The organism is Sphingomonas sp. CFBP9019, assembly GCF_034045155.1.
In the GTDB taxonomy this organism is placed as follows: Bacteria; Pseudomonadota; Alphaproteobacteria; order Sphingomonadales; family Sphingomonadaceae; genus Sphingomonas; species Sphingomonas aerolata.
The window spans coordinates 23,121-49,689 of sequence record NZ_JAXCWK010000006.1 but is presented as its reverse complement, the minus strand read 5'-3'; the positions used below and the strand labels follow the sequence as shown (position 1 = coordinate 49,689).

Sequence of the window (26,569 nt, the reverse complement as noted above, 5' to 3'; positions counted from 1 at the left end):
CCCGCCGTTACGACGCCGATCGCGTCGCCGTCGCGGGCATCCGGACCCGCAGCGTCGCGGCCGCGCCGAGCACCATCAGTGCGCCCGACACATACAGGATGTTGCGCGGGTCGCCGCCGAGCAGCAACTGGTAGAAGAGCGGGACGGTCAGGCTCTCGATGATCATCGGGATGACGATGAACATGTTGAAGATGCCCATATAGACGCCGTTGCGCTCGGGCGGGATCATGTCGATCAGCATGACGTACGGATTGCCCATCATGCTCGCCCAGCCGATGCCGATGCCGAGCATCGCGACGAACAGCCCCGCCTCGTCGCGGATGCCGGGGATCGCCAGCATCGCGACGCCCGATGCGAGCAGGCAGCCGGCATGCGCCGTCTTCGCGCCGAAGCGGCGGGCGACGGGCACCAGCGCAATCGCCGCGACGAACGCAACCGCATTGTAGAAGGCGCCGAGCTGGCCGACCGTCAGCACGGTGTCGCGGAACGCGACGCTCTTCGCATCCGACGTGCCGTGCAGCGAGCGTGCGACCGCGAAGGTGATGAACTGCCAATAGGCGAACATCGCATACCATTGGCACAGCATCGCCAGCGCGAGCTGGCGCATCGGCCGGGGCATCTCGACCAGCGCGGTCTTCAAGTCGCGCAGCGTGCCGCCGAGCGTGAGCGGTTCCTTCGCCAGCCGCGCCTTTTCCTCCTCGGGCAAGGGTAGCTCGGGTACGCGCAGCACCGACCAGAGGATCGTCGCGAGCGACAGCACCGCGCCAATCAGGAAGGCGATCCGCGTGATGTCGGGGATGCCGTTGCCGTCGACCGCATCCTTGTTGAAGCCGATCCAGACGAGCAGCGACGGCGCGAGATAGGACAAGGTCTGCGCGAGGCCGGTGAACGCCGACTGGGTCAGGAACCCTGCGGCGCGCTGATCATCGGGCAGCCGGTCGCCGACATAGGCGCGATAGGGCTCCATCGTCACGTTGTTGGCGGCGTCGAGCACCCACAACAGGCTGGCCGCGACCCACAAGGTCGGGCTGTACGGCATGGCGAGCAGGCACAGGCTGCACAGGACCGCGCCGACGAGGAAATAGGGGGTCCGCCGCCCGATCCGGGTCGAGGTGCGGTCGCTCATCGCGCCGATCAGCGGCTGGATCAGCAACCCGGTCACCGGCCCTGCGAGCCAGAGCAGCGGCAGGCTCGCCTCGTCCGCGCCGAGATAGCCGTAGATCGGCGCCATGTTGGCCTGTTGCAGGCCGAACGAGAATTGCAGCCCGAGAAAGCCGAGATTCATCTCGATGAGGCGGATCAGCGACAGACGGGGTTTAGTCATCGACGCGCCCTTTGTGCGAGTGCCAGCGCGCCGAGCAGCCCGGCGCGGTCGCCAAGTCCCGGCGCGACGATGAGGGTCGCATAATCGGGGGTGCCGAAATAGCCGTTCGCCATCCGCGCGGCGTGATCGCGAACCCGGTCGAGCAGCCCGGGGGTTCCCAGCACGCCGCCGCCGAGCACGATCCGCCGCGGCGACAGCAGTGCCTGCTGCGCGACGACCAGCTGGGCGAGATAATAGGCGACGATGTCATGCGCGGGATGATCGGGGCCGAGCTCCGACAGTGACGCACCCCAGCGCGCGGCGATCGCAGGTCCGCTCGCCAGTCCCTCGAGGCAGTCGCCGTGGAACGGGCAGGTGCCGGCGAAGTCGCGGTCGTCGGGATGCCGGCGGGGGAGGATATGGCCCATTTCCGGGTGGCGGCTGCCATGCACCGGGCGTTCCTCGACCAGCGCACCGCCGCCGATGCCGGTGCCGACGGTGACGTACACCGCGATGTCGGCGCCGGTGGCGGCGCCCCACAGGCTCTCGGCGAGGATCGCGCCGTTGACGTCGGTGTCGAACCCGACCGGGCAGTCGAGCGCGCGCGCGAACGGGCCGACCAGGTCGGTGCCGCTCCAGCCCGGCTTGGGCGTGTCGACGATCCGGCCCCAGCCGGGCGACGAGCGGTCGAGATCGACGGGGCCGAACGAGGCGATGCCGAGCGCGTCGACCGCGCCCCATTCGGCTTGCGCCGCGGTGAAGAATTCGAGCGCGGCGCCGAGTGTCTCGTCGGGCGTCGTGGTGGGGATGCGTGCGGTCCGGAGGACAGTGTCGGGATCACGCGCGACGCCGAGCACGAACTTGGTGCCCCCCGCCTCGATGCAGCCGAACAGAGGCGGGGCGGCGGTCATGCCGAGGGTCCTGCCCACAGCACGTTCCAGGGACCGATCATGGCGTCGTCTCCGATGGGGGTATCCGCCACCCGGTCGTGCCAGCCGGCGAGATCGCCGGCCTGGACCGCGTGGGGCGAGAAGTTGAGGAAGACGCGGTCGCTGCCACAGGCGATGCCGAGCAGCGCGGGCGTCGACGTGGCGATCGTCGCGGGCGCGCCGGCCCCGCCGCTGACGATGCGCGCGGCGCGGAGCGCCCTGATGTCGCCGGAGATCCGCCGGGCGGCGTCGCGGTCGAGCGCGTCCCAGTCCATCACCGGGCGGTGCAGCCAGCGCCCCTCATGCGCGCGATCGGGATCGTCGCGATAGCTGTGGTCGTTGAGCAGCCCGGCCTCGTCGCCCATATAGAGCGTGGCGAGTCCTCCGCTGGCGATCGACAGCGCGTTGAGCAGCGCGATGCGGCGGAACGCATGCTCGCGCTCCTCATCGGTCCGCGCGGCCTCGAGCCCGGCAAGCGACGCCATCGTCCCGTTCGAGCCGTGCAGCACGGAGCCATCGGACTGGAACGGTTCGCCCCGCGCCCAGCTGCCGTCTGCGCCGTCGAGAAACTTTGCCGCGATGGTCAGCCGCGCGACGGGGTCCGGGTCGATCCCGGCAAGGTCGCCGATCACCGCGCCCCAGCCGATATCGTCGTGGCAGCGCGCATAGCTAAGCCAGTTCGCGCCGCGCGGCAGGCCGCCGCTCGCCGCGACGATCGCGTGGGGCAGCGCGGCCGACTGCTCGGCGAGCCCGACCCAGCCGGCGACCATCAGCGAGTTGTTGTAGACGAGATGGCATTCGGGCTCGAACCCGCCATCCCAGTCCGACCCCTCGTCCGCGCCGAAATAGGGCGGGACCAGCGCGGTCGGGACGATCGCCTCGGCCTTGAGCAAGGTCGCGGGGGCGACGATGTCGAGCGCGGCGCGCAGTGCGCGGACGATGTAATGCGCCTGCGGCCGGTTGCGGCAGTCGGTACCGAGCTGCTTCCAGAGGAACGCGATCGAGTCGAGCCGGAACGCCTCGAACCCGTGATTGGCGAGCCGCAGCATCGTGTCGACGATCGCGAGCATGACCTCCGGATTGGCCCAGTTCAGGTCCCACTGGAACGGGTAGAAGGTCGTCCAGACCTGTCCGCCCATCGCCGGGACATGCGTGAAATTGCCCGGTGCGGTGGTCGGGAAGACCTGCAGCAGATCGGCCTCATAGGCCTGCGCCTCGTCGTCGCCAAGGACGTGGTAGAAGGCGCGATAATGCGGATCGCCGTCGCGGGCCGCCTGCGCCCAGGCATGATCGTCGGCGGTATGGTTGAGCGCGAGATCGACGCACAGGCTGATCCGCCCCTCGCGCAGCCGTGCGGCGAGCCGCTCGACATCGGCCATCGTCCCCAGTCGTGGCTCGACCGACAGATAGTCGGCGACCGCGAAGCCGCCATCGCTGTCGCCCTCGCGCGCCTTCAACAGCGCGAGCAGGTGGAGATAGCGGACACCGAGCGATTCGAGATGGTCGACATGCCCGATCAGACCCTCGACCGTCCCGGCGAACCGGTCGACATAGGTCGAATAGCCGAGCATGTCGGGCGCGACGAACCAGTCGGGGTCGGCGAGCCGCGCCTCGTCGAGGGCAGCCATCGCGGCGGGGCGTTCGGCGGCCCGCTCGCGCAGGATCGCCTCGAGCCGCGGCCAGATCGCCAGCCCGGTACTGCCATACAGGCGTTCGAGCTGGCGGCGCAGGCGGGGACCGAGCGCCGCGAGGCGACGCTCGGTGGGGGAGGATACGCGCACCTGGGTCGGCCGATCAGAAGCCGAAGCGGACGGCGGCGGAGATCGTGCGACCGGTGATCGACCGGGCGCGGACGATGCCGTTGGTCGGGATCGCACCCTCCTCGGCCTCGGTGATGCCCTTCACGTCGAACAGGTTGTTGCCGTTAACCGACACGGTCACATTGTCCGCCGGGCGGATCGAGACGAACGCGTTGACCTGCGTATAGCCCGGCATCTTGAGGACGTTGTTGTCCTGCGCATAGCTGTCGGTCGTGCCGATCACGTTCGCGCCGATCGTCACGCGGTCGAAATCGACCTGTGGCGTCGCCTGATAGATGAACTTGGCCTGGCGACGCGGACGGTTGCCCTCGACCCCGGGGTTGAGCACGTCGCGGGTGATCTCGGCATCGGTATAGGTGCCGCCGGCCGAGAGCGAGAACGGTCCGCGTGCGATCCGGCCCTCGATCTCGACGCCCTTGGCGTCATATTCGCGGTTGAAGAAGCGCTGCGTCGTCGCCTCGAAATTCTGTTCCTCGGTGCGCGCCCAAAAGCCGGTGGCGTAGAGCGAGACGCCGCCCTGGCGGAACTTGAACCCGCCCTCGAGCTGGCGGACGAAATCGACCGCTGCGCCCTGATCGGTCAGCCCGCCCGTCGCGGTGTTGATCGAGGGGCCGAACAACAGGCGATCGGCGTTGGCACGGCCGCCGCGGCTGTAGCGACCGAACAGCGCGGTGCTGTCGGTCAGGCGGAAGTTCACGCCACCCGAATAGGACAGGTAGTCATAGTTGTAGTCGAGCGGCGACCGGGCGTTGGGGATCACCGCGACCTGACGTTCAGCGGCCGAGATCACGCCGTCGCCGTTGATGTCGAACGTCGTGATGCCGCTGCCGAACGCGGCGCCGAGATCGGAGCCGGCGACGCTGCCGCGTGCGCGACCGAAATCGTAGCGCAGCGACCCGTCGATGTTGAACCGGCCGAGCTCGAGCCCGAGCTGCGCGAACGGTGCGTAGGTCGTGTAGTCGAGGTCATAGGAGCGGCGGCAGCAATTGCCGAAGAAGCTCGCCGAATAGCCGGGGACGCCGTTCTGCGTGACGGGCACGCCCGCCGCGGTGCGGACGTCGACAAGTTCCGAGCGGCCATTGTCCGCGACGGTCTGGACGGACGAGGTCCACAGCCAGTCGCTCTTGATGTCCTGCCGCGAGGCATAGAAGCCGCCGGTGACCGCGAGCGACCCGCCGGCGAACGGCAGCGAGCCGTTCAGGCGGATGTCGTTGGTGATGTTGTTGAGGCTCTTCAGGTCGACATCGAACAGGACGATGTTGGCGAGCAGACCGTTGCCGTTGAGCGAGGCGGGGTCGGCAATGCGCTGACCCGCCTGCGCGCCGCTGGCGTAGAACAGCTGTGCGCCCGCGCCGCCGATGCCGTTGGCGATCGACTGCGCCGAATCGACGCTGGCAGGGAAGGGCGAGGTGAAGCCGCCCGAAATGTCGGCATAGCGGAACCGCTCGACGATGTTCCAGTCGTCCGCGAGCGGGATCTGCGTCTCGAGGCCCGCCGAATAGACGACCGGGTGCTGGCCGTCACGGATCGACCGCGTGGTCAGCCGGTTGTTGCCGTCGAGCGTCTGCGCGGTACGGATGTTGGCGCTATGCAGCGTGCCGTTGTTGATCGAGAAATTGGCGATGCTGCTGTAATCGGGGTCGCTGTTGCTGCCCGTGACGCGCACCGGGTTGGGGAGGTAGCCGATCGCGCGGTCGTCGAGATACTTGCCGTAGAGCCGGACATAGCCGCCATTGCCGAACGACTTGGTAATGTTCGCCTTGAGCTGGCCGCCCTTGACGCCGTCGAAGCCGACTTCGCGCTGGCCGTCGCCGATCCGGTAGAAGCCGCCGACATGATAGGTGACGCTGTCGGAGAGCTTGCCGCCCTGGTCGAAATCGACGCGGAATTCGCGGTAGTCGAGGCCGCTCGACAGCTGGAACGCGCCGCCTTCCTGCTCGCCGGTCTTCGAGATGAAGTTGATCACGCCGCCCGGCGAGTTGGACGCGAAGGTCGAGGCGGAGCCGCCGCGGACCGACTCGACGGTGCGGACGTTGAAATCGGCGCGCAGGAAGATGTCGGCATTACCGAAAGTGATGTCGCCGAATTCGAGGATCGGCAGACCGTCTTCCTGGAGCTGGAGGAACTTCGAGCCGCCCGACGCGACCGGCAGGCCGCGGACCGAGATGTTGGCGTTGCCGTCACCGCCCGAGGCCTCGACGCGGATGCCGGGCAGGTTGCGCAGCAGCTCGCCCGAGGTGCGCGGCGCGAGCTGGATCAGCGCGTCGGAGCCGATCGAGCTGGTCGTGATCGAGGTGTTGAGGCGGTTGGTGCCGCGCGCGACCGCGGTGACGACGATGTCGTCCTGGCCGTCGATCGGCGCCGGCGTCGCGTTGGTGTCGCCTGGCTGATCGCTCGGTGCGGGTGCGGCCTGAACGGGTACGTCCTGGATGGGCGCGGTCTGCGCCGCGGCCACCGTCGTGAAGGACGTGGCGGCGATTCCGGCGAGCAAAACGTAACGTGCTTTCATGATATCCTCCCTGCGCGGTGGCTTTCTATGAAGCCCAGAATCGCCTCATACGCTTTTCGCAATCGATTGCAAGACGTGTTATGCAATCGATTGTGAAGCGTTGAAATCAGCGCAGGCGGAGCGGTTCAGGCGGACTGGCGCTCGATCAGGACGGGGGTGACGATCGCGGATCCGGTCGCATGGCCCGCGATCCGCTGCATCAGGCGATCGACCATCAGCGCGGCGCCCTCGGCGAGATCCTGGCGGATGGTCGTGAGCGCTGGCGAGGTGTGCGCGGCCAGCGTGACGTCGTCATAGCCGATCACTGCGGTGGTGGTGGGGACGTCGATCCCGGCTTCGGCGAGCGCGCGCAGCACGCTCATTGCGGCGACGTCGGACGCGGCGAAGATGCCGTCGGGCGGCGGCGCGGCGGCGAGCCGCTGCGCCATCGCCGCGTGCACGGCCTCCGGGGTCATCGGCGTCTCGAGCAGCTCGCAGGCGAGCCCGGCCTCCGCGGCGGCGGCGGCGAATCCCGCGTAGCGATCGGCGAATTCGGGCGGGGCGGGGTCGCCGACGAACATCAGACGGGACCGGCCCTGGTCGATCATGCGGCGGCCCGCGAGACGTCCGCCCGCGACATTGTCCGAGCCGATCGTCAGATGGTTCTGGTCCGCCCGGTACGCGCCCCACACGACCAGCGGCGCATAGCGTTGCGACACGCGTTCGATCACCGCCCCCTGGTCGGACTGGCCGACGAGGAGCAGGCCGTCGATGCGGCCGCTGTCGACCAGCCGGTCGAGCCAGTCGTCGCCGTCGGGGATGACCCGCGACAACAGGATGTCATAGCCGCGTTCGACCAACAGATCGGCGAGCAGCCCGAGCAGGGTCAGGAAGAACGGATCGGTGAGATGCTGGGTGCGGGCATGGCCGAGCGGCAGGACGAGTCCGATCGCGCCGGTGCTCTTCAGCCGCAGGTTGCGCGCGAGCTGGTTGGGACGGACGTCATGTTCCTGCGCCAGCGCCTGGATGCGTGCGCGGGTCTGCGCATTGACGGACGAATGCCCGGCCAGGGCCCGTGACACGGTTGCAGTCGAAACGCCGGCGAGCACGGCCAGATCGGCGAGCTTCATTGCGATAGGATATCCTCATCGTCACGGGTGATCGCCCGGTCGTACCGTCAGCCGCGCCAAGCCGCAATTGCGCGCGATCGAAGCGGGGTGCTTACGACGGGGGGGCTAAAACAGAAAACGTTTTCTGTTGCGTCCTTCACCTGCTGTCGGTACGAGCGGGATACGCAAAGCGACAGAGCTGTTTGCCGCCCCGCCATAAGGTGACGTCGGGGCGGTGGCGGCGTTCGCTCGTGCCCGCGGCTCCGGGGAGTCGTCACCGTCCACGCCAGCCCGAGAGACGCAATTGAGCATCGATCTTACCATTCAGAGCCATGGTGCGCGTCTGGCGGCCATCGGCGGCGTGCCGCTGGCCTTCCTGGCTTATGCGGCCTTCGCGTTCAGCGACGCGTCGGTACGGCTGCTCGAAGGCGCGTTCAGCCCGTTCCAGGTGACGTTCACCGGTGCGCTGCTCGGCCTGGTCGCCTTGCCCTTCGTGCGCACGCCCGGCGACCGCCTGCTCGACGTGTTCAGCGCGACGCGCCGCTCGCTATGGCTGGCGCGCGCGATCGGATCGTCGATCAGCGGCCTGTCGAGCGTCGTCGCCTTCACGCGGCTGCCGATGCCCGAGGCGTTCGCGCTGATCTTCCTGATGCCGATGCTGGTGACGTTGCTGTCGATGCTGTTCCTGAAGGAACAGGTCGGTGCCTGGCGCTGGGCGGCGGTGGCGATCGGGTTCGTCGGCGTGCTGATGGTGCTGCGACCCGGACTGCGAGCCTTCGATCTGGGCCATGGCGCGGCGATGCTGTGCGCCCTGTCGAGCGCGATCGTCATCGTGCTGTTTCGCGCCGGCGGTGCGGGCGAGAAGCGCGTGTCGATGCTCGGTGCGGGGCTGATCGGACCGCTGGTGATCAACGGCGCGGCACTGCTGTGGCTGCAGGCGTTCCGCTGGCCGGACGGGGCCGAGATGGTCCTGCTCGCCGGTTATGGCCTGCTCGCGATCCTCGGCCAGGCGCTGCTGATGCTGGCGGCGCAACGCGTCGCGGTCAGCCGGATCGCGCCGCCGCAATACAGCCAGATGATCTGGGCGGTCGCGCTCAGCTACACCGTGTTTCACCAGAGCGTCGACCTGCCGACCTTTGCCGGCATCGCCGTCATCATCGGTGCCGGCCTGCTGACCTGGGCGCGCGAGCAGATCCGCCTGCCGTCCTGGCGTCGCCGCTTCGCGCTGCGCCCGCGCTGAATATCCTTTCGACAACCACGGAGTCCTCCACGTTTTGACAGATCACAGCATCGCCCCATCCCTGACGCGGCGCAGCCTGACGGCGCGCAACGAGCCGAGAATTCCCGAACCCTATGCCAATGGCGACCGGGTGCTGCGGACCGCAGCGTTCGTCGCTGCGGTGTGCGGCGCGCTCTATGGCTATGACACGGGGATCATATCGGGGGCGCTGCTGTCGATCACCGACGAGTTCGGGCTGGATCATCGCCTGCAGGAGATCGTCACCGCGGCGATCCTGGCGGGCGCGGTGATCGGTGCGCTGGCGACAAGCTGGCTGTCCGAACGGATCGGCCGCAAGCTGTCGGTGATGGGGGTGAGCGCGCTGTTCACGCTGGGCGCGATCGCCTGTGCGATGGCGCCCAGCGTCGGCGCGTTGATCACCGCGCGGGTGTTCCTGGGCATGGCGGTCGGCGGATCGACGCAGGTCGTGCCGATGTACATCTCCGAACTCGCGCCGCAGCATCGTCGCGGCAATCTGGTGACGATGTTCAACGTCGCGATCGGCGTCGGCATCCTGCTCGCCAGCATCGTCGGGTTCGGCCTGCACGACGTCTGGAGCTGGCGGACGATGGTCGCGGTTGCGGCGATCCCCGCCGCGATCGTCTTCGTCACGATGGCGTTCATGCCGCGCAGCCCGCGCTGGGCCGCGGAGAATATCGGCATCCACGCCGCGATCGACGTGCTGCGCCGCGTGCGGACCACACGCCGCGAGATCCGCCACGAAGTCACCCAGATCCGCGATGCGACGACCGAAGCGGATCCGGCCGATAGCGGCTGGCGCGGCATTCGCCAGGCCTGGGCGCGGCCGGCGCTGATCGCGGCACTGGGGGTCGCGTTCTTTACCCAGTGCGGCGGGCTGGAGATGATGATCTACTATGCGCCGACCTTCCTGTCGGGGGTGGGGTTCGGCAAGGAATCGGCGCTGCTCGCCAGCCTCGGCGTCGCGATCGTCTATGCGGTGATGACATTGCTCGGCTGTCTGTTCGTCGACCGGATCGGGCGGCGGCGGCTGATGCTGGTGATGATCCCGGGCTCGGTCGTCAGCCTGATCGGGCTTGGCATCATGTTCGCCAGCGGCGCGCATGGCGGGTGGCAGGGCTGGCTGACGATCGGCTTCCTGCTGGCGTTCATGCTGTTCAATTCGGGTGGCATCCAGGTGTGCGGCTGGCTGCTCGGCGCGGAGATGTTCCCGCTGGCGATGCGCGGCCCCGCGACCGCGCTGCACGCGGCGATGCTGTGGGGTAGCAACCTGATCGTCACCGGGACCGCGCTGTCGCTGGTCCATGCGATCGGGCTCGGCTCGACGATGTGGGTCTATGCCGGGGTCAACCTGGCGTCGTTCGTGTTCGTGCTGCTCTTCGTGCCCGAGACGGCGGGCGCGAGCCTGGAGGATATCGAGGCGGCGCTGCGCAACGGTCGGTTCCGTCCGACGCGCGGGCACACGGCGATCGCCGCCGCCGCCTGACCTAAGGCTCAGGCGGGGCTATCAGGCGGGGCTGACGATCGTCCCGTTGAAGACGAGCCGGACGGCGTCGCCCCCCGCACCGGTCATGCGTTCGACGAGCAGCGCCAGCGCGGCATGCGCCATCTCGTCGACCGGCTGCTCGACGACGATCGGCGCGGCGTCGAGCAGGCGCAGCCAGGTGGCATCGTCGAACCCCGCGAGCCGGACGGGGGATGCCGGGGGATCGGAGCGCGCGCGCAGCACGACCGCCGCCTCGAGCATCAGGAACGTGTCGCCGACGAGCACCGCGTCGCAGGCGGTGTCGGCGAGCGCGGTCCGCACGCAAGCCGCCCGCGCCGCGGGTTCGTGCGGCACGTCGATGATCTGGGCTGGAAGCGCGTGGCGGTCGAGCGCGGCGGCATAGCCGCGACGGCGGTCGACCGCAGTGCTGCCGCGCTCGCCGAACAGGCCGGTGATCCGCCGACAGCCCGATCCGTGCAGCGCGTCGACCAGCGCGCCCGCCGCGCCGGCATTGTCGAGCTTGACGCTGTCGACCTGCGGCGTCCCCTCCACCCGATCGACCAGCACGAGCGGTGTCGCGGTCTCCGGCACGCCGCCGGCCCGGGTCGGGGCGAGGATGATGCCCGACACGCGCTCGTCCTCGAGCAATTGCAGGTAATGGCGTTCGCGCGCGGGATCCTCGCCGCTGTTGCACAGGATGACGCGCAGCCCCTCGCGCCAGGCATAGCCCTCGACCGCCTGGACGAAGGCGACGAAGAAGGGGTTGCCGATATCGGGCACGATCAGCCCGATCACGCTCGCGCGCGTCGAACGCAGCCGCCGCGCCGCCAGATTGGGGCGATAGTCGAGCGCGGCCAGCGCATCGTCGACCCGGCTGCGATAGGCAGGCCGGACGGGCTTGCCCGACAGGACGCGCGACACCGTCGCGATCGAGACGCCTGCGCGTGCAGCGATGTCCTTCAGTCCGATCGTCACGTAACTCAGCCCTTTTCCCCGCCGACCTCTAGGCGGCGGCGGGTGTTTGTCCACCGTGATGGCACGGTGGTGCGTTTGACCGCGGCGAATGGCGAGTCCATGTTTCGCAAATGAACCGACCCCTGTTCCGCCGCCGCGACGCGCTTGCCGGCATCGCGGCCACGCTCGCCGCCGCACCCGTCTCCGCACAGACTGCCGGCCGCTCGTCGACATCCGCCGACGCGGCGGCTCTTCTCGACCGGCTCGCGTGGCAGCTGCTGACGCTCGATCCCGGCAAGGCGACCGGGCTCGGCCTCGACACCGGCGCGCATGCGGCGTTGCGGGGGCAGCTCGACGACCGGTCGCCCGCGGGCATCGCGGCGCGGCGACGCGTCCTGACCGACGGGCTGGCTGCGCTCGGCCGGTTGCCGCGCGACGGGATCGACCAGGCGACGCTGACCAGCATCGCCGTGACGCAGAGCGCGTTCCAGACCGCGCTGGACGGGATGGCGCTGCCCTACGGCGTCGCGACGATCGGCGACTGGCGCAACACGCCCTATGCCGTCATCCAGAATGTCGGCGCGTGGCTGGACGTGCCGCAGCTGCTCGACGGCGATCAGCCGCTGCGCACGGCGGCGGATGCCGAGGCCTATCTCGCGCGCGTGGCGGCGATGGCGAAACAGCTCGATGACGAGACGGGCAGGGTGCGCACCGCGCGCGAGCAGGGCTTGGTGCCGCCCAGCTTCCTGCTCGACAAGACGCTGGCCGGGATGCGACGCACGCTGGCCGAGGCGGCAGCGGTCGATGGTCCACTGATCGGGCCGCTCGCGCGCAAGACGCAGGCGATCCCCGGTGACTGGACCCGGCGTTCTACGCAGATCGTCCGCGATGCGGTCATCCCCGCGCTCGAGCGGCAGATCGCCGAACTCACCGCGCAGCGCGCGGTCGCAACTGACGTCGCCGGGCTGGGATCGCGCCCGCATGGCGCGGCCTGGTATGGCTGGGGGCTGCGTGCGGGGACGACGACGCGACGGAGCCCGGCGGAGATCCATGCGCTGGGGCGTGCGCAGCTCGTCGAGCTTCAGGCGCAGATGGACAGGATCCTCAAGGGCTTCGGGCTGACCAAGGGGACCGTGGCGGAGCGCGCGGCCGAATTGCAGCGTCGGCCGGACATCGCCTTCCCCAACGACGATGCCGGTAGGAAGCAGATCGTCGCCTATATGCAGGGCCGGATCGATGCGATCCGGCCGCGCCTGCCCAAGGCGTTCCGCACGCTGGTGACCGCCAGGCTCGAGATCCGGCGGATGCCGCTCGCGCAGGAGGCGGGGGCGCCCGCCGCCTATGGCGGGCCGGGCGCGCTCGACGGATCGATCCCGGGCAAGATCTGGGTGAATCTGGGCGATCCCACGATCCACAACCGCGTCACGATCCCCGATCTGGTGTTCCACGAGGGCATTCCCGGGCATGTCTGGCAGGGGGAATATGCGCAGCAGCTGCCGCTGATCCGATCGGTGCTGGCGTTCAACGCCTATACCGAGGGCTGGGCGCTCTACGCCGAACAGCTCGCCGACGAGCTCGGGCTCTATGACGGCGATGCGGCGGGGCGGCTCGGTTATTTCATGGGGCTGTCTTGGCGCGCGGTGCGGCTGGTGGTCGACACCGGGATCCATGCGATGGGCTGGACGCGCGAGCAGGCGTTGCGCGAATTCGTCGCCGCGACCGGACTGCCGATGAGCAACGCGGTGAGCGAGGTCGAGCGCTATTGCGCCTGGCCGGGTCAGGCCTGTGGCTACAAGATCGGCCAGACCGAGATCGTCGCGCAGCGGACCCGCGCCAAGGCCGAATTGGGTACCCGGTTCGACGTGCGGGACTTCAACCAGGCGGTGCTGGCTGGCGGCAACGTCCCGCTCGACGTGCTGACCGGCAATGTCACGCGGTACATCGCCGCGCGCAGGGGCTAGTCGCGCCTCACGCTCACGGGCCGATATCGATGTCGCGGGCCTCGGCACGCCGCGCCGCCGATCGCTCGAAACCGAGTTGTTCGGCGACGGGATCGTTCCAGCCATAGGGGTCGGTACGGAAGGCGACCTTGCCGGCGTCGCCGACATAGACATTCTCGTACAGCAGCCGCACCGGGATGCGGCGCGGCAGCGGGACAAACTGCATCTCGCCCGACGCCTGCGCGGTCTGCCATGCCTCGGTAACGCCCTGGTCGTCGGCGAGCATCTGCGCGAAGCCGATCGCATCCTCGACGCGGACGCAGCCATGGCTCAGATGCCGCTGGCTGCGGTCGAACAGCCCGGGGGCGGACGTGTCGTGCAGATAGATCGCCTGGTCGTTCGCCATGTCGAACTTGACGAGGCCGAGCGCATTGCTCGGGCCGGGCTGCTGGACGATCCAGCCGTCGCGCAGGACCATGTTGTGCTCCTGCAGATAGGCGTCGTCGACATTGGCCATCTCGCCGTTCTGGATCGACTTCGGCACGGTCCAGGTCGGGTTGGCGACGAGGCGATAGATCGGTGAGGACAAGGCCGGCGTCTCGCGACCGGGTTCGCCGACGATCACCTTGCGTCGATCGACGAGCACGCCATCGCGGTAGTAGCGCAGTTGCGAGGCGGCGGTGTTGACGTCGATCCGCGTCGCCGGGGGCGTCCGTTCGAGCCAGCGCCGCCGCTCCAGCGCCACCGCGAGCGCGCGCGCGCGATCACCTGGTCCGAGATTGAGGACCTTCAGAGTCTCCGGCCCGACGATCCCGTCCGCGGCGATGCCGTAATCGGTCTGCAGCCCCTTCATCGCGTCGGCGATTGCCTGCGTATAGACCGGGGCGCTAGACGGGGTGGCCGGCTGGAGGCCGGCGATGGTCGAGGCGGATTGCGCCAGCGTCGGCGCGGTGACGGGGCCGGGGCCGGGCGTCAGGAGATAACCGCTCTCGACCAGCTGTTCGACGATCGTCGCAACGCGCGGATCGCGGGTGCCGACGCGGATCAGCGCGGCAGCGCCCGTCTGGGCGGGCGCCTCGAGCGGTGCGGGGCCGGCTGGTGCGGTGAGCGCCTTCTCGCTGAAGACGCGATAGGCATCGGACAGCAGGCGATAGTCGGCATCCTGCGGCGCCAAGCTTTCAAGCCAGTCGTCGACCTTGTGCCGCGCGATCGCGGCGACCAGCCCGGTGGCGAGGTCGACGCTGGGTCGCGGCAGGGTATAGACCTGATGCAGCGTCGCCGGATCGACACGGCCCCTTGCCAGTGCACCGGCATAGGCGAGCGCGACGCGCGTGCGGGCGACGTCGATATCCGCCGGGGCCGCGTCGGCGGGCAGGTCGGGCAGGAAGGCGACGTGATCTAGGCCATGGCAGCTGCGGTTGCCGAGCGCAGTGTTGAGCGCCGCGACATCGGCATCCGACCAGACCGCACGCCACTTCGCCTTGGTGTAGACCGCGCGGACGGTCGCGTCCGTCACCGCCTGCCGGCTGATGACGACGCCGCCGATCGCAGCGGGCGCCGCGCTCGGCTTGGCAGGGGGCGCGGCGCGCTTCGGCGCAGTCTGGGCGGGCTGGGCACCGGCGGCGCCGTTCATCAGGAGGAGTGCAAGCGGCATCGCGCCGGACGCGAGCCGGGCTCGCAGGGTCGTCACTATCATTGCTGATCAACGTACCAGTCGCCGCATCGGCTCAGATCGACGGCGAAATTCCTGCGAACCACGCTGCATAGGGGGTGTTGGCGGCCATGTGGCGATTGTAGTCGGGCGACCCGTCGTGCCACCAGACCGGGCCGCGTTCGCCGAGCGCATGCTTGGCCGCATCGACGTCGGCACGTGCAGCGGCGACCGCGTCGGCATCGTCCCGACGTCGGGCTACGCCGACCGCGCGTCGCGCCGCCATCAGTGCCCGGACCAACTCGGCCCGATCCGCTTCGGGCAGCGACGGATCCGCGCACCGCCACAACCGGCCGCGGACGACGAAATAGCGGCCGTCGGGGGTCGTCGGATAGGCCTTGGGGGGCGTGCTGCCGGTCATGCCGGGCTCAGAGCATCTCGAGCGGTTGTGGCGACCGCGGGCGGGGAAACGCCGTGTCGAGCGCGGCAAGATCCTCGGCCGACAGCACGAGATCGGCGGCTGCCCGGTTTTCGCGGACATGCGCCACGCTCGCGGCCTTGGGGATCGCGATCGTCGCGGGACGTTGCAGCACCCAGGCGAGCGCGACCTGCGCGGGCGTTGCGCCGATGTCGCGGGCGATCCGCGTCAGTGCCGGATCAGCGAGGAGCCGGCCCTGCTCGACCGGACTATAGGCCATGACGGGAATGTCGTGACGGTCGAGCCAGGGGAGGAGGTCATGCTCGGGACCGCGCCGTGTCAGGTTGTAGAGGATCTGGTCGGTCGCGCAGCTCTGTCCGCCCGCCGCATCGAGCTCGGCCATGTCCTGCGTATCGAGATTGCTGACGCCCCAGTGGCGGATCTTGCCCGCGGTCTTGAGCCGTTCCATCGCCTCGACCGTCTCGGCCAGTGGTACCGACCCGCGCCAGTGCAGCAGATACAGGTCCAGCCGGTCGGTCCTCAGCCGCGCAAGGCTCGCCTCGCAGGCGGCGGTGAGGCGATCGCGCGAGGCGTTCTGGGGATAGGCCTTGCTGACGAGGAACAGCGTGTCGCGGACGTCGTGGAGCGCATCACCGATCAGCGTCTCGGCGGCGCCGTCGCCATACATCTCCGCCGTATCGATCAGCGTCATCCCGCACTCGACGCCTGCGCGCAACGCTGCGGTCTCGGCCTCGCGACGATCAGCGCGCTCGCCCATCATCCAGCTTCCCTGGCCCAGGGCAGGCACCGTCTCGCCGCCCGGGAGAATCACCGATTTCATCGTCTGCCCCAATCGCTCTGGTCATCAGGGGTCAACGCCGGTCGGACGCGCGGGATGCGTGCCGCGAGGGTTGTATTGCAAATAGTGTATCGGGGGATCTTGCCGCGATCTGGCGCGGGGCGTCTCGCCAGAAGCGAGATTTCGCGGCTTGAAAATGGCTCCCTGAGTAGGATTCGAACCTACGGCCACTCGATTAACAGTCGAGAGCTCTACCGCTGAGCTATCAGGGAACGTTGCCGGAGGCGGCTCTATAAACGGCCAGTTGGACGATGCAACCCGGTTTTTGTCGATTTCTGCAACAAATTGCGCCGGGGCCGGGGCTATGCTGCGAACTGTTCCATCGTGATGCGGTCGTCGAGCGCATGCTCGGGATCGAACAGCAGGGTGAGTTCGCGCGCACGGTCCATGCAGATGTCGACCTGTGCCACGTCGCGGATCTCGCGCTGGTCGGCGACCGCGGAGACGGGGCGCTTGCCGGGGTCGAGGACGCGGATGCCGATCCTGGCCTTGTCGGGCAGGATCGCACCGCGCCAGCGCCGCGGACGGAAAGGGCTGATCGGCGTCAGCGCGACCATGCCCGAACCGAGCGGCAGGATCGGGCCCTGCGCGGAGAGGTTGTAGGCGGTCGAGCCTGCCGGGGTCGCGACGAGGATGCCGTCACAGGCCAGTTCGGCGAGCACGACGCGGTCGTTGACCGTCACCTCGAGCTTGGCGGTCTGGCGCGTCTCGCGCAGCAGCGAGACCTCGTTGATCGCGGGGAGGGTGAGGGTGCGTCCGTCGATCCCGGTCGCGGTCATGCTGAGCGGTGTGACCTTGAACGGCTTGGCGCGCGAAAGGCGGTCTTCGAGGCCGTGATGCCGCCACTCGTTCATCAGGAAGCCGACGGTACCCAGGTTCATTCCGAAGACCGGGACCGCGGGCTTGCGCCGTTCGAGCATCGCATGGAGCGTCTGCAACATGAACCCGTCACCGCCGAGCGCGATGACGACATCCGCCTCCTCGGGCTCGACCCAGTCGCCCAGATCGGCGAGCTGGGCGGCGGCGGCCTGTGCCGGCGGGGTGGCGGAGGCTACCAGCGCCCGGCGGACATAGTCGGTCACCCGCCGGTGACGCTCATGTGACGCGCGACCGCGGGACCTTCGCCCTCGCCGATGCGGAAGTCGTGCCGCTTGGGCTTGGCGTAGAGGCCCGCGTCGATCGCTTCGTCGAGCCCGGTGATGTCGCCGTCGCGCAGCGCACCCTTCAGGTCGACCTGATCGTCATGCCCGAGGCACAGATACAGCTTGCCCTCGGTGGTGAGGCGGACGCGGTTGCAGCCTTCGCAGAAATTGGCGGTCAGCGGCGAGATGAGCCCGAGCCGCGTACCGGTGCCGTCGACGTTCCAGTAGCGCGCCGGTCCGCCGGTCTTGTACGAATCGCGCTCGAGCCGGAACCGGGTCTCGAGATCGCGGAACACGCCGGTGAGCGGGAGGAAGCGATCGGTGCGATCCTCGTCGATCGCGCCGAGCGGCATCGTCTCGATCAGGGACAGGTCGAACCCCTCGTCACGGCACCAGGCGAGCATCGGTGCGATCTCGTCCTCGTTGAAGCCCTTGAGCGCGACCATGTTGATCTTGATCGCGAGGCCCGCATCGCGCGCCGCCATGATGCCGCCGATCACCTGCGCGACGTCGCCGTGCCGGGTGATGTAGCGGAACCGTTCGGGATCGCGGCTGTCCATGCTGACATTGACGCGGCGGATGCCTGCATCGACCATCGCCGGCGCATGCTCCGCCAGCCGCGTGCCGTTGGTGGTCATCGTCAGCTCCTCGAGCCCGCGGCCGAGATTGCCACCCAGTCGCTTGACGAGATCGCCGACGTCGCGGCGGACGAGCGGCTCGCCGCCCGACAGGCGGATCTTGGTCACGCCGCGCGCGATGAACCGCTCGGCGATGATCGCGATCTCGTCGAGGCTCAGCAGCTTTGCGCGCGGCAGGAAGGTCATCGCCTCGGACATGCAGTAACGGCACCGCAGATCGCAGCGGTCGGTGACCGAAATCCGCAGATATTTGATCGTCCGCTGATGCCGATCGACCAGCGGACGATCGACGGTTGCGGAGTGGCTCGAAGGGGAGTGAGACGCCATAGCAACAGAGCTAGGTGGTGCAGTGTCGAGCGGCAAGTGCGTTCCAGGATTGGCGACGGGCGATGGGGTGGCTAGGTTGTCGGCGATGACACCGGCCACACTGGATACAAAGGACATGCTGAACAGAACGATGCTGTTCGCATGCTCGTTCCGTCACTTCGCGGAGATCGCTGATATTGCGGTGGCTTGCGGTTGGGATGCGGTGGTCACTGCGACCGCCAGCGGTATCGACCCGGCCTATGTCGAAAGCGGCGCGCCGGTCGTGCTGATCGATGCGCGCGGGGCGATCGCGCAGGGGCTGGCGGCGGCGCAGACGATCGCCCCCCGGGTGGCCGAGGATGGCGGGGCGCTGCTGTTCGTGCTGTCGCGCCGCGACTGTACGGCGCTCGACCGCGTGTTCGAGCTGGGGGCGACGCATTTCCTGATCGACCCGGCGAGCGACGGCGAACTGATCCAGTCGCTGCGCTTCGCGGCGCGCCATGTGACGCGCGCGCCGGGCCGGCCAGGCATCGTCGACCGCCGCGACGCGATGGCCGGCGCACGCTTCGGCCGCGATCCGAACCTCGCGCAGCAGTGGATCGCCGCGCGGATCGGCGACGGACAGCCGGTCTCCGTCGTGCTCGTCTCGCTGTCACGGCTCGACATCGTCAACGCCGCGCATGGTCGGCCCGCGGTCGATTCGCTGATCGAGGTCGCGGTCGAGCGAGCGGAGGCGGTCGCGGCGGAGGCAATGGCGGGCGCGGCGCGCGTCGCGCGTCTGGGCGGCGCGGATCTCGCGCTCGTGGTCGGGGCCGGGGCCGCGGACATCGCCGCGCTGATCGCGGCGCTCGACGAGGCGCTGGCGCGGCCGTTCGCGGTCGCCAACGCGCTGGCGGTACTCGGCTGCCGGTTCGGTGTCGCAAGTCACCAGCCGGGAGATCCGAGCGATCCCGTGGACGGTGCCGCGACGCTGATGCGGCGCGCGTTCGGTGCGCTCGCCAAGGCCAAGACCAGCGACGGGGCGATGCTGCAGATCGCATCGGCGGCGCACGACATGTCGCTCGATGCGCTGGCGATCGACCTGCATCACGCGATCGAGCTCGACGAGATCGACATCCGCTTCCAGCCGCAGGTCGAGATTGCGAGCGGACGGATCACGGGCGTCGAGGCGCTCGCGCGCTGGGATCACCGCAAGCTCGGGCCGCTGGGCGCGGATGCGCTGTTCGCGGCCGCGGACCGCGCCGATCTGGGGATCGCGCTGTCCGACCATATCCAGCGGCTGGTCCTGGCACGCGCGCTGGCATGGCCCGAGGCGCTGGCGACGCTGCGCGTGTCGCTCAACCTCACCGCGGCGGATATCGCGCGGCCCGGCTTTGCCACGCTGTTCCTCGCGCGGGTCGACGATAGCGGCTTTCCGCGCGGGCGCCTGACCGTGGAGATTACCGAGACCGGGCTGATCGCGGATCTCGCCAGCGCGTCGACGCTGCTCACCGAATTGCGCGGGGCGGGGTGCCGCGTCGCGATCGACGATTTCGGCACGGGCTATTCGAGCCTCGCCTATCTCAAGGACCTGCCGCTCGACTATGTGAAGATCGACAAGGCGCTGGTCCACGACATCGGCGGCAGCCCGCGCGACCGGGTCGTCGTCGCCGGCGCGATCACGATGGCGCGGTCGCTCGGCCTGTCGGTGATCGCCGAGGGGGTCGAGACGCGCGAGCAGCTGGAGCTGCTCGCAGCGTGCGGGGCCAGCCTGTATCAGGGCTTCCTGCTGTCCGAGCCGGTCGGCGACGCGGCCTTGCTCGAACTGGTGACCCGGACATGAGCCGGGCAGGATCTGCCATGATCGTCGCGGTTGCTGCGGCGACGATCGCCGTCACGCCCGCGCTGGCCGCGCCCGACCGGGCACCCGCATCGGTGGCGATCCGGGAAGCGATGGCGGCGAGCGCGGCGGGGTGGAATGCGGGCGATCTCGCCCGGTTCGTCGCGGTCTATGCCGAGGATGCGGTGTTCGTGACGCCCAAGGGTCTGGTGCGCGGAAAGGCCGCAATAACAGCGCGCTATGCGCCGAGCTTCACGGGTGGTGGCAATAGCCGGGGGCAGCTGAGCTTCGTTCCCGCCGAGCTGCGCGGGATCGATCCGACGCATGCCCTGCTGGTCGCGCGCTGGACACTGACCGGCGCGACCTCGACCGAGACGGGGATGACGACCTTGCTGTTCGAGCGGCGCGGCGATGCATGGAAGATCGTCGCCGATCACAGCAGCTGAGCGCGGCGGCGCTCAGCCCGCCGCCTTTGCCAGCCCCTTCGACAATTGCAGCGCACCGTGCAGCCGTGCCTTGGGATCGCCCCAGGCGCGCTGGAGCACCAGCTTGCTGTCGGGCCGCAGCCGCGCGACGCCGTTGAGCCGTTCGACATAGGCGAGCAGCTTGTCGATGTTGGGCGGGGTGTCGTTGTGGAACGACACGAGCACGCCGCGGGGCCCTACGTCGATCTTCGACACGCAGGCACGCTTCGCGTTCAGCTTTATCTCGATGACCCTGATCAGGTTCTCGGTCGCGTCGGGCAGCGGGCCGAAGCGATCGATCATCTCGGCGGCGAACGCCTCGATCTCCTGACCCTCTTCGAGCTCGTTCAGGCGGCGATACAGCCCCATGCGGAGGTCTAGATCGGGGACATACTCCTCGGGGATCAGGATCGGTGCGTCGACCGTGATCTGCGGCGAGAAGTCCTTCGGGCGTGCGGAGGCGAGACCACCCGACTTGGCGTCCATGATCGCCTCCTCGAGCATCGCCTGGTAGAGTTCGAAGCCGACCTCCTTGATATGCCCGGTCTGCTCGTCGCCGAGCATGTTGCCGGCCCCGCGGATGTCGAGATCGTGGCTCGCCAGCTGGAACCCGGCGCCGAGCGAATCCAGATCGGACAGCACCTTCAGCCGCTTCTCGGCGGTCACCGTCATCTGCCGCTCGGGCGGGGTGACCAGATAGGCATAGGCGCGCGTTTTCGAACGGCCGACGCGCCCGCGTAGCTGATAGAGCTGGGCGAGGCCGAAGCGGTCGGCGCGGTGAACGATCATCGTGTTGGCGGACGCGATGTCGATCCCGCTCTCGATGATCGTGGTCGAGACGAGCACTTCGAACTTCTTGTCGTAGAAGGCGGACATGCGCTCCTCGACCTCGGTCGGCGACATCTGGCCGTGTGCGACGACGAAGCGGATCTCGGGAACCTGTTCGCGCAGGAACTCCTCGATCTCGGGCAGGTCGGCGACGCGCGGGGTAACGACAAAGCTCTGGCCGCCGCGATAATGCTCGCGCAGCAGCGCCTCGCGCAGGACGACCGGATCGAACGGCATGATGTAGGTGCGCACCGCGAGGCGATCGACCGGCGGGGTCTGGATCACCGACAGCTCGCGGATGCCTGACATCGCCATCTGCAGCGTGCGCGGGATCGGCGTCGCGGTCAGCGTCAGCATGTGGACGTCGGCCCGGAGCGCCTTCAGCCGCTCCTTGTGGGTGACGCCGAACCGCTGCTCTTCGTCGACCACGACGAGGCCCAACCGCTTGAAGTCGATATTCTTCGCCAGCAGTGCGTGCGTACCGATGACGACGTCGATCGTGCCGTTCGCCAGCCCCTCCTTGGTCGCCTTCGCCTCGCTCGCGGTGACGAGCCGCGAGAGGCGGCCCATGTTCATCGGGAAGCCTTCGAACCGGCTGACGAAGTTGTTGTAGTGCTGGCGCGCGAGGAGGGTCGTCGGGCAGACGATCGCGACCTGCTTGCCGCCCATCGCCGCGACGAACGCGGCGCGCAGCGCAACCTCGGTCTTGCCGAAGCCGACATCGCCGACGACCAGCCGGTCCATCGGCTTGCCCGCGGACAGATCGGCGAGAACCTCCTCGATCGCGCGGTCCTGATCCTCGGTTTCCTCATAGGGGAAGCGATCGACGAAGCTGGGGTAACCGCTGGCGTCGGGTTCGAGCACGTCGCCGGGATGGAGCGCGCGTTCGGCGGCGGTCGCGATGAGCTCGCCCGCAATCTCGCGGATCCGCTCCTTCATCTTCGACTTGCGACGCTGCCAGCCTTCGCCGCCGAGCTTGTCGAGCGATGCGCCTTCCTCCGACGAGCCGTAGCGCGAGAGGACGTCGATATTCTCGACCGGCACGTAGAGCTTGTCGCCGCCGGCATAGCTGAGCGCGACGCAGTCGTGCGGGCTCTGGCCGACCGGGATCGAGGTCAGCCCCTCATAGCGGCCGATGCCATGCTCGGTGTGGACGACCAGATCGCCGGGCGTCAGCGTGGCGAGTTCGGCGAGGAACGCGTCGGCGGATTTCTTGCGCTTCTTGCGGTGGACGAGGCGGTCGCCGAGCATGTCCTGCTCGGTGAGGACGGCGACGCCGGGCGCGGTGAAGCCATGATCGAGCGGGAGGACGACCAGCGCGACGCCGAAGCTTTTCGCGGTATCCGCGACGCCGAGCGCCTCCTGCCAGGTTTCGGCCTGCTTGCCGCCCTTCATCCCGTGATCGGCGAGCAGGCTCCCCAGCCGTTCGCGCGCGCCGATCGAATAGCTGGCGAGGATCGGCTTGCGACCCTGTTTGCGCAGTTTCTCGACATGATCGGCGACGGCTTCGTAGATGTTCGCCTGCGCGGCGCGTTCAGGGCCGAAATCGCGCGGGCCGTCGACGTCGAAGTCGAGTACGGTGGCGCTGGTCGGCTCGTGAAAGGGCGTGACGACATGCGCGGTGGCGGCGTCGAGCGCGGCGGACCAGTGCGACGCGTCGAGATAGAGCGCGGTCGCACCCAGCGGACGATAGCTGCCGGGCTGCGCGGCTTCGGCGCGCCGGCGGTTCGCATAATAATCGGTGATCGATTCGAACCGGCTCTCCGCCGCGGCGCCGACCCCGCTGTCGCGGACGACGACGTCGTCACCGCCGAGATGGTCGAACAAGGTCGCCATCTTGTCCTCGAACAGCGGCAGCCAATGCTCCATGCCGGCGATGCGGCGGCCGTCCGAGATCGCCTGATACATCGGATCGCCCGTCGCGGTCGCGCCGAACGCGTCGCGGTAGCGCGTGCGGAAGCGCTTGATCGACTCCTCGTCAAGCAGGGCTTCGGAGGCGGGGAGCAGGACGAAGCCGTCGATCCGGCCGGTGGTACGCTGGTCGGCGGCGTCGAAGGTGCGGACGCTCTCGATCTCGTCGCCGAAGAAATCGAGACGCAGCGCATGGTCCTCGCCCGACGGGTAGAGATCGACGATCCCGCCGCGGACCGCATATTCGCCCTGGTCGTGGACGGTGTCGGTGCGGACATAGCCGTTCGCCTGGAGCAACGTGGCGAGCTTGTCGCGGCCGATCCGTTCGCCGGGCGCGAGGCGGGCGACGAGCTGGCGGACACGAAACGGGGTCAGGACACGCTGGGTCGCCGCGTTGACCGTGGTGAGCAGGAGTTGCGGACCCTTGGGTTTGGCCTGCAGGCGGTGCAGCGCGGCGACTCGCTCGGCCATGATCCGCAGAGTCGGCGAGGCGCGGTCATAGGGAAGGCAATCCCAGGCGGGGAAGCTCAGCACTTCGAGATCGGGCGCGAAATAGGCCGCGGTCGAGGCGATCGCGCGCATCGCCGCATCATCGGGTGCGATGAACACCGCGCGCGTCTTCGCGGCGCGGGCAAGGTCGGCAAGCAGCGACGGCTGGAACCCCGATGGCACGCCCGACAAGGTCAGCGGGGTGGTCGCGGAGAGGATCGTGTTCAGATCTGGCATATTCGCTTCTCGTTCCCCGGCGAAGGCCGGGGCCCAGTTGGGAAGGCAATCTTAAATCAGGTTTTGACGTCAATCATCGACGTCCCCCAACTGGGCCCCGGCCTTCGCCGGGGAACAGTATCTCGGCGTTACTTCACGACCGTGACGTAGTTGATGTCGCGCATCGCCTGCATCATCGGGCCGTCCCATTCGGGCGGGCAGGGAATCGAGCCGATCGCCCAGCCCATGATGTCGACGTCCTGCTGTTCGAGCAGTGCCTCGAACCAGTCGAGCTGCTCGGGCGTCCAGCTGCGGCCATAGGTTTCGAAGAAGCCGCCGATCATCATGTCGGCTTCGCGCGTGCCGCGGTGCGAGCTGCGGAAGCCGAGGCGCTTGAGGCGGGTTTCGTGGTCCATCATATCTCCAACGCCGATTGACCGGCGACCCGCTGGCGGCGGGCGTCGGCTGGGCTATAGGGGGCAGATAGTCATGCGACCCGAAATCCTCAATCCGCTGTTCGCCGAAACCCTCGTCCTGAAAGGGGTGGGGCCTGCGCTCGCCAAGCCGCTCGACCGGCTCGGGCTCGCGCGTGTCGTCGACGTCGCCTTCCATCTGCCGACCGGGTATGTCGATCGGGTGCCCCGCACCGAGCTGATGTCGAGCGATGCCGGGCGGATCATCGTCATCACGCTGACCGCGCGCGAGTATCGCGTCAGCGCGGGGCGTGGCCCGACGCGGGTGCAGGCGACCGACGAGCATGGCAACTATGTCAGCCTCGTCTTCTTCGGCGGCAGTTCGGGCTGGGCGAAGAAGCTCCTCCCGATCGGCGAGGCGAAGCGCGTGTCGGGGCGGCTCGACGAATATGGCCAGGAACTGCAGATCGTCCATCCCGATATCGTCGAGCAGGACGAGGAGTTGCGCGAGCGCGAGCCGATCTATCCGCTGTCGGAGGGGCTGACATCGCGGCGGCTGGCGGCGCTGACGACGCAAGCGGTCGCGCGGGCGCCCGATCTGGCCGAGTGGATCGAGCCCGGGCTGAAGGCGAAGCGCGAATGGCCGGGCTGGCACGAATCGCTGGCGCGGATCCACGCCGATCCCTCGGATGCCAAGGCGCGCGAGCGGCTGGCCTATGACGAGGTGTTCGCCAACCAGCTCGCGATGACGCTCGTCCGGGCTGATACCCGGAAACGACGCGGGCGGGCGCTGCACGGCGACGGGCGGCTGCGGGGCATGCTCAAGCTGCCCTACACGCTGACCGGCGCGCAATCGCGGACGGTGGGGGAGATCGAGGGTGACCTCGCGCAGACCGCGCCGATGCTGCGGCTGCTGCAGGGTGATGTCGGCTCGGGCAAGACTTTGGTCGCGGCGATGGCGATGCTGATCGCGGTCGAGGCGGGCGCGCAGGCGGCGATGCTCGCACCCACCGAGATCCTCGCGCGCCAGCATTACGAGACGCTCAGGAAGACGCTCGCCGGGCTGCCGATCGCGGTCGGCGTACTGACCGGGCGCGACAAGGGGCGCGTGCGCGAGGCGACGCTGATGGCGTTGGCGAGCGGCGAGATCGACATCCTCGTCGGCACGCACGCGATCTTCCAGGACGCGGTCGCGTACAAGGACCTCGCGCTGGTGGTGGTCGACGAGCAGCACCGGTTCGGCGTCGCGCAACGGATGACGCTCCAAGCCAAGGGGATCGCACCGCCGCATCTGCTGGCGATGACCGCGACGCCGATCCCGCGCACGCTGACGCTCGCGCAATATGGCGAGATGGACGTCAGCCGGCTCGACGAGATGCCGCCGGGCCGCCAGCCGATCGAGACACGCGTGATTTCGGAGGATCGGCTCGACGACGTCGTCAACGCGCTCGGCCGGCATCTCGCCGACGGCGGGCAGGCCTATTGGGTGTGTCCGCTGGTCGAGGAGAGCGAGAAGAGCGACCTCGCGGCCGCGGAGATGCGCGCGGAGACGCTGCGTGCGCGGTTCGGCGACAAGGTGGCGCTCGTCCATGGCCGGATGAAGCCCGCCGAGAAGGACGCGGTGATGGCCGAATTCTCCGCCGCGCGCACCGCCGTGCTGGTCGCTACGACGGTGATCGAGGTCGGCGTCGACGTGCCCAATGCGACGCTGATCGTGATCGAGCATGCCGACCGCTTCGGCCTGGCGCAGCTCCACCAGCTGCGCGGTCGGGTCGGGCGCGGGAGCGGGCGGTCGATCTGCCTGCTGATGCGTGGGAGCTCGCTCAGCGAGACGTCGCGCGCGCGGCTGGCTTTGATGCGCGAGACCAATGACGGGTTCCGGATCGCCGAGGAGGATCTGCGGTTGCGCGGCGCGGGCGAACTGCTCGGCACGAAGCAGTCGGGCGAGATGGCGTTCCGGCTCGCGACGCCCGACATGATGGCCGACCTGCTGCAATGCGCGCATGACGATGCGCGGCTGCTGATCGATCGCGACGGCGGGCTGGAGGGACCGCGGGGGCAGGCGGCACGCACCGCGCTGTACCTGTTCGACCGCGATGCCGGGGTCGCGTTGCTGCGATCGGGCTGA

General features: G+C 68.8%; 19 protein-coding genes and 1 tRNA gene. 6 read left to right on the top strand and 14 right to left on the bottom strand.

Annotated features, from left to right (window positions below):
- Positions 1–7: 7 nt before the first annotated feature.
- From SOM18_RS17520 to SOM18_RS17500, 5 genes are all read right to left on the bottom strand, one after another.
- Positions 8–1,324 carry an MFS transporter gene (locus SOM18_RS17520; protein WP_031439269.1) on the bottom strand — a complete coding sequence of 439 codons (1,317 nt, stop codon included), beginning with the start codon at positions 1,322–1,324 and terminating at the stop codon, positions 8–10.
- The gene (locus tag SOM18_RS17515) at positions 1,321–2,214 is read right to left on the bottom strand and encodes an ROK family protein (protein ID WP_320482086.1); all 894 of its coding nucleotides are present in this window, start codon (positions 2,212–2,214) and stop codon (positions 1,321–1,323) included. Before SOM18_RS17515 ends, SOM18_RS17520 begins: the two co-directional genes overlap by 4 nt.
- A complete protein-coding gene (locus SOM18_RS17510) occupies positions 2,211–4,013 on the bottom strand; it encodes an alpha-amylase family glycosyl hydrolase (protein WP_320482085.1) in 1,803 nt (600 codons plus the stop codon). The genes SOM18_RS17515 and SOM18_RS17510 overlap by 4 nt, the downstream gene beginning before the upstream one ends.
- A 13-nt stretch (positions 4,014–4,026) precedes the next feature.
- Positions 4,027–6,561 (bottom strand): TonB-dependent receptor domain-containing protein, encoded by a 2,535-nt coding sequence (locus SOM18_RS17505; protein ID WP_320482084.1) that lies wholly within the window; start codon positions 6,559–6,561, stop codon positions 4,027–4,029.
- A 125-nt stretch (positions 6,562–6,686) separates the two neighbouring features.
- Positions 6,687–7,670: a LacI family DNA-binding transcriptional regulator gene (locus SOM18_RS17500; RefSeq protein WP_320482083.1), complete on the bottom strand. Its 984-nt coding sequence runs from the start codon at positions 7,668–7,670 to the stop codon at positions 6,687–6,689.
- A 283-nt stretch (positions 7,671–7,953) separates the two neighbouring features.
- On the opposite strand from SOM18_RS17500, the gene SOM18_RS17495 reads away from it, so the two are divergent.
- Positions 7,954–8,889, top strand: a complete 936-nt coding sequence (locus SOM18_RS17495) for a DMT family transporter (RefSeq protein WP_197975323.1) — start codon at positions 7,954–7,956, stop codon at positions 8,887–8,889.
- Between the two features lie 34 nt (positions 8,890–8,923).
- Positions 8,924–10,393, top strand: coding sequence for a sugar porter family MFS transporter (locus tag SOM18_RS17490; protein ID WP_200874009.1), 1,470 nt, complete (start codon positions 8,924–8,926; stop codon positions 10,391–10,393).
- Between the two features lie 21 nt (positions 10,394–10,414).
- Here SOM18_RS17490 and SOM18_RS17485 read toward each other — a convergent pair whose 3' ends face one another.
- Positions 10,415–11,368, bottom strand: a complete 954-nt coding sequence (locus tag SOM18_RS17485) for a LacI family DNA-binding transcriptional regulator (protein ID WP_031439654.1) — start codon at positions 11,366–11,368, stop codon at positions 10,415–10,417.
- 110 nt (positions 11,369–11,478) lie between these two features.
- On the opposite strand from SOM18_RS17485, the gene SOM18_RS17480 reads away from it, so the two are divergent.
- On the top strand, positions 11,479–13,308 hold the full coding sequence (locus SOM18_RS17480) for a DUF885 domain-containing protein (RefSeq protein WP_031439653.1): 1,830 nt from the start codon (positions 11,479–11,481) through the stop codon (positions 13,306–13,308).
- A 13-nt stretch (positions 13,309–13,321) separates the two neighbouring features.
- On the opposite strand, the gene SOM18_RS17475 is transcribed toward SOM18_RS17480, so the two are convergent.
- From SOM18_RS17475 to moaA, 6 genes are all read right to left on the bottom strand, one after another.
- Entirely contained in the window at positions 13,322–14,977 is a 1,656-nt protein-coding gene (locus tag SOM18_RS17475; protein ID WP_320482082.1) for a L,D-transpeptidase family protein, read from the bottom strand.
- Positions 14,978–15,014: 37 nt separating this feature from the next.
- Positions 15,015–15,359 (bottom strand): hypothetical protein, encoded by a 345-nt coding sequence (locus SOM18_RS17470; protein ID WP_031439651.1) that lies wholly within the window; start codon positions 15,357–15,359, stop codon positions 15,015–15,017.
- 7 nt (positions 15,360–15,366) lie between these two features.
- Entirely contained in the window at positions 15,367–16,197 is an 831-nt protein-coding gene (locus tag SOM18_RS17465; protein WP_320482081.1) for an aldo/keto reductase, read from the bottom strand.
- Positions 16,198–16,352: 155 nt separating this feature from the next.
- A tRNA-Asn gene (locus tag SOM18_RS17460) sits at positions 16,353–16,427 on the bottom strand.
- A gap of 90 nt (positions 16,428–16,517) precedes the next feature.
- The gene (locus SOM18_RS17455) at positions 16,518–17,297 is read right to left on the bottom strand and encodes an NAD kinase (RefSeq protein ID WP_056405940.1); all 780 of its coding nucleotides are present in this window, start codon (positions 17,295–17,297) and stop codon (positions 16,518–16,520) included.
- Entirely contained in the window at positions 17,294–18,322 is a 1,029-nt protein-coding gene (gene moaA / locus SOM18_RS17450) for a GTP 3',8-cyclase MoaA (RefSeq protein WP_320482080.1), read from the bottom strand. Before moaA ends, SOM18_RS17455 begins: the two co-directional genes overlap by 4 nt.
- Before the next feature lie 115 nt (positions 18,323–18,437).
- Here moaA and SOM18_RS17445 point away from each other — a divergent pair, with 115 nt between their 5' ends.
- Both SOM18_RS17445 and SOM18_RS17440 read left to right on the top strand, forming a co-directional pair.
- Positions 18,438–20,123: an EAL domain-containing protein gene (locus tag SOM18_RS17445; RefSeq protein WP_031439647.1), complete on the top strand. Its 1,686-nt coding sequence runs from the start codon at positions 18,438–18,440 to the stop codon at positions 20,121–20,123.
- A 17-nt stretch (positions 20,124–20,140) separates the two neighbouring features.
- Positions 20,141–20,566 carry a YybH family protein gene (locus SOM18_RS17440; protein WP_042466595.1) on the top strand — a complete coding sequence of 142 codons (426 nt, stop codon included), beginning with the start codon at positions 20,141–20,143 and terminating at the stop codon, positions 20,564–20,566.
- A 12-nt stretch (positions 20,567–20,578) separates the two neighbouring features.
- Here the strand turns inward: SOM18_RS17440 and mfd are convergent, their stop codons facing one another.
- Both mfd and SOM18_RS17430 read right to left on the bottom strand, forming a co-directional pair.
- A complete protein-coding gene (mfd, locus tag SOM18_RS17435; RefSeq protein WP_031439645.1) occupies positions 20,579–24,049 on the bottom strand; it encodes a transcription-repair coupling factor in 3,471 nt (1,156 codons plus the stop codon).
- 128 nt (positions 24,050–24,177) lie between these two features.
- Positions 24,178–24,444, bottom strand: a complete 267-nt coding sequence (locus SOM18_RS17430; RefSeq protein WP_031395519.1) for a succinate dehydrogenase assembly factor 2 — start codon at positions 24,442–24,444, stop codon at positions 24,178–24,180.
- Between the two features lie 73 nt (positions 24,445–24,517).
- Between SOM18_RS17430 and recG the strand changes: the two genes are divergently transcribed.
- On the top strand, positions 24,518–26,569 hold the full coding sequence (gene recG / locus SOM18_RS17425) for an ATP-dependent DNA helicase RecG (RefSeq protein WP_031439644.1): 2,052 nt from the start codon (positions 24,518–24,520) through the stop codon (positions 26,567–26,569).